Consider the following 11,209-nt stretch of genomic DNA (forward strand, 5'->3'; position numbering starts at 1 on the left):
GCAAAGTCGGGCGCGCTCCTCGCACGGGAAGCGCGCGGGGACGGGTTCCCGCCACGCCGCCTGACGGGCGTTCCGTCCGTATCTGCTCGCGAGCGGGACGAGGGCCGCGTTTTCACGCCGTGAAGCTCCCGGTCCCGCTGGTCAGCCGCCGTCGTCACCGTCGACGACGTCCTGACGGAGTTCGACGTGGACGTCGAAGCCGCCATCGTCGACCACGTAGCAGAGCCGCTCCAGGTTCGTCTCGTACACCTGGTAGTGGTTCCCCTCGTCGTCGATCGTCGTCCCCCGCTCGACGAGGTCGTACGCTTCGCAGGCGTCGAGACGGCGGTAGACCGTCGGCTGTGAGACGTCGAGCCGATCGGCGAGTTCGCCCGCCGACGTCGGCTCGCGGTCGGCGAGCGCGAGGATCCGCCGGACCTCTTCGCTCCCGAGGACGTCGAACAGCGTCTCCGGGTCCCAGTCGTTGGTCACGTGGACGTGTGCGGACGCGCGTGACAATAAACGTCAGGCCGACCCCACCCGGCCAGACCCCGGAGTCGTTTACTCCGGGAAGACGTTGCCGCCGCTCTCGATCGGCCGTCAGCTCCTCGCCCACTCGCTCTGGGTCGTGTCGTCGTAGCGGTAGAACGTGTGTGCCACCGCGAGCGCCGCGTTGGTGAGGGTGACGTTCGTGTCGCCCCGGAACGCGACGAGCGCCACGTCGTCCCCCCGCTCGGCGGACTTCGATTATTCGACAGGTGCCGATACAAATATTTAACACGCGGCAGAGTCGCAAGTAGTACCGATGTTCGACGTCTCGCGCGAGGAGATCGTCGGCGGGTCGCTCCGACGGGTCCTCCTGGTGCTGGCCGGCCCGCTCGTGGTGCAGAACTTCGCGCTCGTGGCGATGGAGGTCGTCGACCTGTTCTGGGTCGGTCGCCTCGGCGGGACGGCCGTGGCCGCGGTCGGGCTCGCCGCCGTCGTCGTGGGCCTGTTGCTGGTGCCGTTCGTGATGGTATTCACCGGGACGCAGGTCGTCACGTCCCAGCGCGTCGGCGCCGACGACCTGGCCACCGCGCGCAGGGTTCCGTTCACCGGGGCCACGGTCGCGCTCGTCCTTGCCGTCGCCGTCGCCGCCGTCGTCGTGTTCGGCGCCGACGACGTCGTCGGCCTGCTGACGGACGACCCGGCCGTCGCGGCCGGCGCGACGAGCTACCTGACCGCCTACGCGTTCGCGCTGTTCACCATCGCCGTGAGCGACACCGTCGAGGGCGGCTTCACCGGCTGGGGCGACACCAGGGCCGCGCTGTACGTCAACCTCGTCGCCATCGCCGTCAACGTCGTGCTGGACCCGCTGCTCATCCTCGGCGTGGATCCGTTCCCGCGCCTGGAACTGTTCGGCGCGGCGCTGGCGACGGGGATCGGCTACGGTGTCGGCGCCGTCTTCGCCGTCGCGCTGGCGGTCCGGGGCCGGAACGGCCTTCGGCTGACGCCTGGGGCACTCCGTCCGGATCTGTCGGCCGCACGCGCGATTCTGGAGGTTGGCGCGCCCATCGCCGGCCAGAACGCCGGCCGGCAGGTCGCCCGTCTGGTCGTCGTCGCCGTCGTCTCCGCCGCGGGCGGGGCCGCCGGTCTGGCGGCGTACCACATCGGCTCCCGCGTGGCGACCGTCGCGTTCGTCCCGGCACAGGGACTCGCACAGGCGGCGACCAGCGTCGTCGGCCAGAACCTCGGCGCCGAGCGGCCGTTCCGGGCGCGCCGGGCCACCTGGCTCGGCGTCGGGTTCGCCGCCGCCGTGCTCCTCGTCGTCGGGGCCGGCCAGTGGCTCTTCCCCGCCGAGATAGCGCGCGTCTTCGTCCCCGACCTCGCGGGGACGGACCTGGCGCTCGCCGTCGCGTACCTCCAGATACTCGCCTACGGCTACTGGGCGCTGGGGGCGATGTACGCCCTCGAGGCCGGCTTCAACGGCGCCGGCAACACGACGGTCAGCATGGTTTCGACGCTGGTGCAGTACTGGGCGGTCCGTGTCCCCATCGCCGCCGGCGGGGTGTACCTGCTGGGTGCCGACGTCCGCGTCGTCTTCTGGGCCGTGACCATCTCCAACGTCGCCGCGGCGCTGTGGCTGACGGGCTACTTCGCCTACTCGACCCGGCACGGGATGCTCGAACGCGCCGCGGGCGAGGGAGCCGCCGCGGCGGATTAACGCCGGGTCGCGGGGCGCGCTCCCTCCCCACTCCGCTGCCCGGCCGTTCACTTTCACCCCGGCATAGTAACGCCTTTCACCGACCGGGTCTCTCGGTCTGACGTGGCTGGTCGCGCCGACACGGAGACGACCGTCGCGGTGGCGGACGTCCTCCCAGAGTACGCCGACGCATTTCCCTTCGACCGCTTCAACGAGATGCAGACGGAGGCGCTCCCCGCGTTCACCGACTCCGCGGAGAACGTGGTGGTGAGCGCGCCGACCGCCAGCGGCAAGACCGCACTGGCCGAGATCGCGATCTGCGAGACGCTGGAGCAGGACGGTACCGCCCTGTTTCTCGCCCCGCTCCGAGCGCTGACCAACGAGAAGGAGAGCGAGTGGGAGCGCTTCGAGGACCTTGGCTACTCCGTCTACGTCGTCACCGGCGAACGCGACCTCAACCCCCGACGCGCCGAGCGTGCCGACGTCCTCGTGATGACGCCCGAGAAGGCCGACTCCGCGACCCGCAAGCACGACTCCCGGCGCTACGGCTTCATCACCGACGTCGACTGCTGTATCATCGACGAGGTCCACCTGCTCGACTCCGACCGCAGGGGGTCGGTCCTCGAGGTGACTATCTCTCGGATGCGTCGCCTCTGTGACCCGCGCGTGGTCGCCCTCTCGGCGACGATGCGCAACGTCGACGACGTGGCCGCGTGGCTCGACGCCACGCCCGAGACCACCTTCGAGTTCGGCGACGACTACCGGCCGGTGCCGCTCAACGCCGACGTCAAGACCTACTCCCACGGCGAGAACGCCTTCGCCGACAAGTACCGCCGCCTCTACCGCGCGCTCGACCTGGCCGAACCCCACATCCGCGAGGAGGGCCAGGCCCTCGTCTTCGTCTCCTCACGCCAGGACACCGTCCAGGCGGCGAAGAAGGCCCGCGACGAGATCGTCGAGCGGGACGTCCCGATGGGCGCCCGCGGCGAGTACGATTTCCATACCGACGCCAGCGATTTGAACAACGACACGCTGCGCCAGTCCGTGCTCGACGGGGTGGGCTTTCATCACGCCGGGCTCTCTCGTGAGGACAAGAACCGCGTCGAGCAGTGGTTCAAAGAGGGGAAGATCCAGCTCCTCTTCTCGACGTCGACGCTCGCCTGGGGCGTGAACCTCCCCGCCCGCTGCGTCGTCATCCGCGACACCAAACTCCACGACCCCCTGGAGGGCGAGGTGGACATGAGCCCCCTCGACGTCCTCCAGATGCTCGGCCGGGCCGGCCGGCCGGGCTACGACGACATGGGGTACGCCTGGATCGTCTGCGACCGCTCGGACGCGGACAAGTACCGCGACCTCCTCCGGGACGGGAAGGACATCGAGTCCCGCCTCGCCGAGGACATGGACTCCCATCTCAACGCCGAGATAGCGCTGGGCACCCTGCAGGACGTCGAGGACGTGATGGACTGGCTCGAGACCACGTTCTACTACCAGCGCGCCCAGAGCGCGCCCCACGAGTACGTCGCCGGGAGCGACCTGCGCGAGCACGTCAGCGAGACGCTGCGCTCGCTCGTCGACGACGGCTTCGTCGAGATGGACGACCTCTCGGTGGAGGGCACCGCCCTCGGACGCCTCGCCTCGAAGTTCTACCTCCGCCTGGAGACCGCCCGCGGCTTCGCCGACACGGCCGAGCGGGCCGACGACGGCGTCGACATTACGGAGTCGGACGTCCTCCGGGCCGTCGCGGCCGCCGCCGAGTTCGACAGCGTCAGCGCCCGGTCCGACGAGGAGGACGCCGTCGCCGCGGTGCTCGGCTCCCGCGCCGACGACCTGGACCCGGGCCCGCGCAAGGTGCTCGCCATCCTCCACTCCTCGATGTCGGGCACCACGCCCACCGAACTCAAGAGCGACGCCTGGGTGATCAAGCAGAACGCGCTACGCATGCTCGCGGCGTTCCGCTCCTTCCTCGACCGCTTCGCCGGCCCGAAGGCGGCGAACCTCGCCCGCCGCGTCGAGGCCCGCGTCGAGAACGGCATCAGCGAGAGCGCGGTGGGCCTGACCGCCATCAACGGCGTCGGGCCCGGCCGCGCGAGCACGCTCGCCGCCGAGGGGTACCGGACCCCCGCCGACGTCGTCGACGCCGGGGTCTCCGGCCTCGTCTCGGCCGGCCTCGGCGAGGGCGTCGCCGACCGAATCGTCACGAACGCCCGCGAACTCCCCGCCGTCGTCGTCGAGTGGGGCGACCTGCCCGATTCCATCGCCGAGGGCGAACGGGAACTCCACGAGGTGACGGTCAAGTCCGTCGCCGGTAGCGCCCGCGCGGGCATCCGCGTCACTATCAACGGCCACGAGATGACGGCCAAGCCGTCCTACCTCGGCGAGGCCACCGTCCCCGTCGCCGTCTTCGGCGCCGACGCCGAGGAACTGGACCTTTGCGTGGAGGTGTGTTTCCCCGAACTGCCGCTGCCGCTGGTCGAGGAACACCGGACCGTCCGCGTGGAGTAACCGGGATTTTACCGAGGGAAACCCATTCGAAATTTTCACGACCCGTCCACGTGTAGCGCTGCCCGTGCCACCCTCTCGTCGTTCGTCGCTCGTCGCAGGTTCTATCGTCGGCCTCATCGCGGCCGTGGCAGTGCAGTGGCCCCTCGGGGCGGGGCCGATACTCACCCTTCCCGTCGGGCTCTTTCTCGGCCTCGGGACGGCCGTCAGCCTGTGGGGGATTCCCCGGGCGAGGTGGCCCGGCGAGGACGAAGGGACTCCGGACGCCAGAGAGTTCAGACAGCTCGTGCTCGCCGGTTCGCTCCCGCCGCTCGCCATCACACCAGTCGGCTTGCTCACCGAGATCGATCTCGGGATGCGAGTCGCACTGATGGGGCTCGTGTTCGGCGCCGGGTTCACCGGGTTCGGCGGGTACGCGGCGCTACTGGTCGCCGCACACTACCGGACCGGTGACGAACTGGCGTTCGTCCCGTCGGACCGGTCGCCGCGGTCGGACTGACCGGCCAAATCGACGATCCGGGGGCGACCGAGACCAGACACTCGCCGAAGCAGCCATCACCGCAGAAAAAGAGCGTCGTCGAACCGGCCGTAGCGACGGTTCAGTCGTCCGCCGCCGTCGGGTCGTCCACTGTGGTCGGGTCGGGTCCGTCGACGTCAGTCGACGCTGGTCCAGTCGCGTCCGCGCCGTCGCCGCTGACCTCGAACTCGTCGACCAGTTCCTCCAGGTCGTCCGCGAGGCCCGCGACCGACTGGACGTTCTCCGTGACGCCGGTGAGCGAGCTCGTCTGTTCCTCGGAGGCGGCCGAGACGTTGCTGGCCTCGGCGGCCGTCTCCTCGCTGACGGTGCTGACCTCGTCGACCATCGCCACGACCTCCTCGGTAGTGGCGGCCTGGTCGTCGGTGGCGTCGCTAATCTCCTGGACGCCGCCCTCGGCCTCGTCGACGGCCTCGGCGACCTCGTCGAACATGTCCATTGACTCCTCGATGGTGCTGGCGCCGCTCTGGACCCGGTCGCGCATGCCCTGGATGTCGTCGACGGTCTCGCCGGTCGAGGACTGGATCTCGGTGATGAGGGTCTCGACCTCCTCCGTCGCCTCCCCGGCCTCCTTCGCCAGGGACTTGATCTCGTCGGCGACGACGGCGAACCCTTCGCCGGCCTCGCCCGCCCGCGCGGCCTCGATTGAGGCGTTGAGCGCGAGCATGTTGGTCTGCTCGGCGATGTCGGTGATCATCCCGACGATCTCGCTGATCTCGTCCATCTCGGCCTGCAGGTCCGCGACCTGGTCGACCGCCTCGTCGGCCTCGTCCTCAATCTCCTTGATCTCCGCCGAGGCCTCGGCGGCCTGGTCGCTCCCTCGCTCTGCGCGGGCCGCCGCCTCCTGTGCAGTGTTGGCGACGTCGACGGAGGAGGAGGCGATCTCCTCGATGGTCGCCGACATGTCGTTCATCTCGCTGGCGACCTCCTGGAGGTTCTCGGACTGCTGGTCGGAGCCGTTGGAGATCTCCTGGACGGACTGGGCCACCTCCTGGCTCGCGGCCTCGATCTCGGTCGCGCTGGCGGCGACCTCGTTGCTCGCGCTGTTCACTTCCCGGGCGATGTCCTGCACGCGGGCGATGCTCTCGTCGACGGCGTCCAGGCCCTCGTCGATGTTCGCCATGACCTCGCCGTACGCGCCGGGGAGGTCGGTGTCGAGGTCCTGGTCGAGCCGGCCGTCCCGCATGTCCGTACTCACGCGCCGGAGCTGGTCGAAGCTGTCCGAGAGCTGCTGGAGGCCGCCGTCGAGTTCGCGCATCACCTCGCCGTAGTCGCCCGGCAGGTCCGTGCGCAGATCCTGGTCGAGGGTCCCCGCACTGACGTTGCTACTGGCGCGGCTGATCTCCTCGAAGCTCGCGCCGAGCTGGCTCATGCCGGCTTCGAGCCCCTCCATGATCTCTCCGAACTTCCCGGGCAGGTCGGTGTCGATGTCGTCGTCCAGCGTCCCCTCGCTCAGGGACTCGCTCACGGCCTCGATCTGGTCGACCTGCCGGTTGAGGTTCGTCTGCATGGCCTCGAAGGCGTCGACCATCTCGCCGATCTCGTCGTCGGGCGCGTCGATCGCCGCCGTCTGGTCGAACTCGCCGCGGGACATCGCCGTCGCGCGGTCACGGATCTGTTCGATAGGCCGCGAGATGTACCTGGCCGCGGCGTAGCCGGTCACACCGACCACGAGCGCCGAGACGGCGAACAGCCCCAGGATGAAGTTCCGCGCCGAGTCGGTCGTGCCCTGGAGCGCCGCCCCCAGCGCCGCGATCGGTTCGTTGACGTCCTCTTCGGGGACGGTCGCCACGAGCGTGAACTGCTTCATCCCCAGGTCCAGCGGTGCGAATCCGACGTACTGCGTCGCGTTCTCCTCGCCCTCGACCTGCTTCGTGTACGTCGCCATCCCCGACTCGCCTTCCAGCATCCGGCTCTGGGCGATCTCGCCGAGTTCGGCGCCGTACTCGCCCTCCGCGACGTTCGTTCGCTGTTCGACCATCGCTCGCTCGGGATGACTGACCATCCTACCCTCGCCGTCGAGGACGTAGAGGTAGCCGGTCTCGCCGACCGTCACCCGGTTCGTCGTCTCGGTGACGATCGAGTAGTTAAACTCGGCGGCCACGACGCCCTCGAAGGTGCCGTTGTGGTACACCGGCGTCGCGACGTGCATCTGTTCGTGGCCGTTTTCCGTGCGAATCTCGCCGAAGTGGCTCTCTCCCCGGTCACCGTTTTTCGCCATCACGAACCAGTCCTGGTCGGCGTAGGTCCGCGAGCCGTCGGCCCCCGTGGTGACGTCGCCGCCGGACCGCTCCGCGTGGAGGATCTCCGACCCCTCGGCGTCGACGAACGTGATCTCCTCGTAGGCTGTGCGTTCGTTGTCGCCGACGGTCACCGTCCGCGTCTGGAGGTACCGCTCGAAGGAGTTCTCCATCTCGCTCTCTGCGTCGTCGACGGCGGTCTGCTGGAGTTCGTGGTAGTAGACGCTCGGGGCGACGATCCAGTCGAAGGGCTCGTAGTAGGTGTAGGCGATGAACTTCGTCATCTCCGGGTTCCCCTCCTGGGTCGTGTCCTCCCACTCGTACTCGGCGATGCCCCAGTCCTCGCCGTTCCGGACCGCCTCGTCGGACTGGACGTGGCTCTTGATGTCCTCGAAGACGACCAGCGTCCCGCCGCTGTCCTCCTTGAGGTTGTGTCCCTCGTCGAGACTGTGGTGGACGACGATGTTCGACTCCAGATCGGTGATGTAGGCGTACCCAGTCTCACCGACGTAGCCCGGCTGGAACGTGTCGGCCATGGTCCCGCTGGAGTGGACTCCCGTGCCCGAAGTGCCGCCGATCATCGCCTCGACGTCCCGCTCGACCTGTCGTTGCTCGGACGGCGACAGCTGATTCCACGAACGCCCGTCGTACTCCTTCTCCAGGACCATCTGCGTGGCACTGTCGATGCCGGTGTTCATCTGCAGCGATATGTGTCCCAGCTGGGCCTGACTCGACTCCTGGACCAGTGCCATCTCTCCGTTCTGGGCGGCGAGGTAGTTCTCCATCGTCGAGGACTCCGACAGCGACCTGACGTCGACCTCGCGCTGGTTGATCTGGTTCTGGATCCCTTCCTGGCGCGCCTCGACGCTGTTGTTCAGCTGGTCCGTCATCTCGCCGCGCAGGTAGTCGCCGCTCTGGGCCTGTGCGTCCTGGTTGAGCTGTCCCATGCTGTTCGCAGAGAGCAGTCCGACGCCGGACAGCGGTACCAGCGATATCGTCAACAACAGAACGATCAACTTGACCTGCAGATTCATACACGTCGTCGTCAATACCGCTATTTAACCGCTTGCGGCGGATTCTTCCTTCCGATAACTGGGGCGGTAATTCAGCCCGATTTGCGGCCGATTCTCTGCAAGGAGTTTACGTACCGATTCGCGCACACGAGCGGACGGGAAACTGGTTCGACACCGACCGTGGGTTCAGACACCACTCGAGCGCCACCGTCGCGACAATTAGCCACCACGAACAACTTCTGACCGCTCCCCAACGCCACATCAGAGATACAACGTTAGGATGGCCTATAAACTGTCTACTCTATTCTGGGGCTGTGAAAAAACTCGAACGATCGTGGGTAAAAGGTGAGTATCGGGTGTATAGTTCCCCGAAACGAAGCGAATTATCGCCAATGGTCGACCTATTATATGGGGTATTCGTGCCAAGGAGTGAGTGAGGAGAGAGCACCAATGTCCATCGCGTCCCCATTCGGCTTCGACCGATCCGCCTCCACCGTCGACGTACAGACCCTCCGAACGATCGCCCTGCGCCCCATCGAGACGGTCGCCTTCTGGGCCGCCGTCCTCATCCCGCTCGTCTACCCCGCGCTGATGTACGGTGGACTCGACGGACAGGAGCTCTTCCTCCTCCTGGGCGCCCTCGCGCTCAACGCGGCCGCGCTGTTCCTCGGTCGCGATTACAATCGCGACCAGGCCTGAACGCGGTCGAACTGGCAGTCCGGAACCTGGTGGCTCCCCGGCCACCGCGGACCACCTCTCCACGGTCCGACCCCTGACGTCCCCGCCCTCCTCCGGGTCGTCCCTCCACGGCCCGGCCCTCCACGCTCCGCCTCTCCACGCCGTTTTCGAACCCCATCCCTCCGAACCTTCAAGTACGAACACGGGACCAGCCCGGGCCATGCACGACGGAATCCGTGTGATGGCCGGCGACTGTACGACCGTCTTCGAGGGACCCCGCGAACGCGAGCAACGCGGCGACGTACTCGTGGTGGTCAAACCCGACAACACCGTCCTGGTCCACGACGTCGACGGGTACCAGCCCGTGGCGTGGCTCACACGGGCCGACAGCGTCGCCATCGAGGACGGCGCCGTCACCGCCCGTGACGGCGACGAACTGCTCCGGGTCGTCACGCACGAGGAACACGGGAGCGCGCGCTATCCCGCCTCCAGCGCGGGCGTCCCGGTCGGCGACTGCCCCGACTGTACCGGCACGCTCGTCCGGTCGAGCGGCGGCGTCACCTGTTCCGGCTGCGATTCCCGGTACGGGCTTCCCTCGGACGCCACCGTCACCGGCAGTCGCTGCGACGACTGTGGCCTCCCGACGCTGCGGGCCGAGCGCGGGCGCGCTTTCGAGGTGTGTCTCGACCGGGACTGCGAGTCCCTCGACGAGCGGGTCAAGGCGGCCTTCGACCGGGAGTGGGACTGCCCGGCCTGTGACGGCGACCTCCGGGTCCTCCGGACGGGCGGCCTGCTGGTCGGCTGTGAGCACTACCCCGACTGCGACACCGGCTTCTCGCTCCCCGCCGGCGTCGTCGTCGGAACGTGCGACTGTGGGCTCCCCGTGTTCGAGACGGCCAGCGGGCGGCGCTGTCTTGACGCGACCTGCGAGGGCGAGACGGTCTCCGCGGCCGACGCCTAAACACAGGGGCTTTGGTCCCGCGGTGGCAGGGTCGAGGTATGAACGCGACGCTCGCGGGGGACGTGGTCCGGGCCGGCAAGCAGGCCCGGGAACGGTTCTACGACGCCCGCGGCTACGGCCGGCCGGTCGACGGCGGCGCCCTGGAACTCGCCCCCGTCGAGGCGGCCCACCTGCTGTACCGGGGCGACCTCGACGACGTCGACGGGATGAATGTCGGGGAGTTCCTCGCCTCCGCCGCCGTCTCCGAGGTGGCCTTCTTCGTCTACAAGGACCTGCGGGACCGGGGGTTCTACCTTTCGAGGCCGACGCCGACCGAAGGGAACCGCGAGGCCGACGTGGACGACCGCCCCGTCGACTTCGAGGTGTACCCTCGCGGCAAGGGGCCGTGGGACGACGAGGTCGCCTACCGCGTCCGCGTCGTCAGCGAGCGCGAGTCCGTCCCGGCCGCTGCCCTCGGCGACTGCGTCCTCGCCGTCGTCGACGAGGAGAGCGAGATAACCTACCTCCAGACCGGCCGGCCTGAAGTCTCGGGGACGAGCGCGAGCGAGATTCCACCGGTCCAGGGGAGTCTGCTCGCCGACCGGGTGCTGTGCTGGGATCCGCCGGCCGAACTGTACGAACGCGGCTTCTACGGCCAGCGGCTGGACGACCAGGACGGGGGCGACGGCGCGGTCCAGCTCTCCCTGGTCGAGGCAGCGTCGCTCGCCCACGAGGGCGTCCTCTCGGTCGACGGCGGCGCCGACGCGGTCCGCGAGCGCGGCCGGGAGGTCGAGGGCGACCGGTTCGACCGTCGCCTGCGCGTGTACGAACGCCTGCGCGAGGAGGGAATGGTTCCCAAGACCGGCTTCAAGTTCGGCGCCGACTTCCGGACCTACGCCGACGTCGAGAGCGTCGACGACCTGGGCCACTCCGAACTGCTCGTCCGCGTGCTCCCGGCCGACCACGTCTTCGAACCGCGCGACCTGGCGCTGGACGTCAGACTCGCCCACGGCGTCCGTAAGACGATGGTGTTCGCGCTGGTCGACGACGAGGGCGTCTCGTGGGTCGACGTCGAACGCCTGACGCCGTAGCGGGTGGCAAAACGAACGCTTTTTGCGCGTGTCGGTTCGAATATCGCCTAAT

General features: G+C 68.5%; 8 protein-coding genes. 6 read left to right on the forward strand and 2 right to left on the reverse strand.

Features of this window, described 5'->3' with window-relative positions; all coding sequences use genetic code 11:
* Positions 1 to 141: 141 nt before the first annotated feature.
* On the reverse strand, positions 142 to 471 hold the full coding sequence (locus AC5FRV_RS07640) for an ArsR/SmtB family transcription factor (RefSeq protein WP_493560506.1): 330 nt from the start codon (positions 469 to 471) through the stop codon (positions 142 to 144).
* 313 nt (positions 472 to 784) lie between these two features.
* Here AC5FRV_RS07640 and AC5FRV_RS07645 point away from each other — a divergent pair, with 313 nt between their 5' ends.
* From AC5FRV_RS07645 to AC5FRV_RS07655, 3 genes are all read left to right on the forward strand, one after another.
* The gene (locus AC5FRV_RS07645) at positions 785 to 2,182 is read left to right on the forward strand and encodes an MATE family efflux transporter (RefSeq protein WP_493560507.1); all 1,398 of its coding nucleotides are present in this window, start codon (positions 785 to 787) and stop codon (positions 2,180 to 2,182) included.
* Positions 2,183 to 2,284: 102 nt separating this feature from the next.
* On the forward strand, positions 2,285 to 4,663 hold the full coding sequence (locus AC5FRV_RS07650) for a DEAD/DEAH box helicase (RefSeq protein WP_493560508.1): 2,379 nt from the start codon (positions 2,285 to 2,287) through the stop codon (positions 4,661 to 4,663).
* Between the two features lie 64 nt (positions 4,664 to 4,727).
* The gene (locus AC5FRV_RS07655; protein ID WP_493560509.1) at positions 4,728 to 5,159 is read left to right on the forward strand and encodes a hypothetical protein; all 432 of its coding nucleotides are present in this window, start codon (positions 4,728 to 4,730) and stop codon (positions 5,157 to 5,159) included.
* 100 nt (positions 5,160 to 5,259) lie between these two features.
* Here AC5FRV_RS07655 and AC5FRV_RS07660 read toward each other — a convergent pair whose 3' ends face one another.
* Positions 5,260 to 8,469: a methyl-accepting chemotaxis protein gene (locus tag AC5FRV_RS07660; RefSeq protein ID WP_493560510.1), complete on the reverse strand. Its 3,210-nt coding sequence runs from the start codon at positions 8,467 to 8,469 to the stop codon at positions 5,260 to 5,262.
* A 429-nt stretch (positions 8,470 to 8,898) separates the two neighbouring features.
* On the opposite strand from AC5FRV_RS07660, the gene AC5FRV_RS07665 reads away from it, so the two are divergent.
* The 3 genes from AC5FRV_RS07665 (at position 8,899) to endA (ending at position 11,157) form a co-directional block, all read left to right on the forward strand.
* Positions 8,899 to 9,147 carry a DUF8028 family protein gene (locus AC5FRV_RS07665; RefSeq protein ID WP_493560511.1) on the forward strand — a complete coding sequence of 83 codons (249 nt, stop codon included), beginning with the start codon at positions 8,899 to 8,901 and terminating at the stop codon, positions 9,145 to 9,147.
* 199 nt (positions 9,148 to 9,346) lie between these two features.
* Positions 9,347 to 10,087 carry a PDDEXK family nuclease gene (locus AC5FRV_RS07670; protein WP_493560512.1) on the forward strand — a complete coding sequence of 247 codons (741 nt, stop codon included), beginning with the start codon at positions 9,347 to 9,349 and terminating at the stop codon, positions 10,085 to 10,087.
* Between the two features lie 38 nt (positions 10,088 to 10,125).
* A complete protein-coding gene (gene endA, locus AC5FRV_RS07675; protein WP_493560513.1) occupies positions 10,126 to 11,157 on the forward strand; it encodes a tRNA-intron lyase in 1,032 nt (343 codons plus the stop codon).
* Positions 11,158 to 11,209 lie beyond the last annotated feature (52 nt).

It is taken from the genome of Halomicrobium sp. HArcel3, from assembly GCF_058933135.1.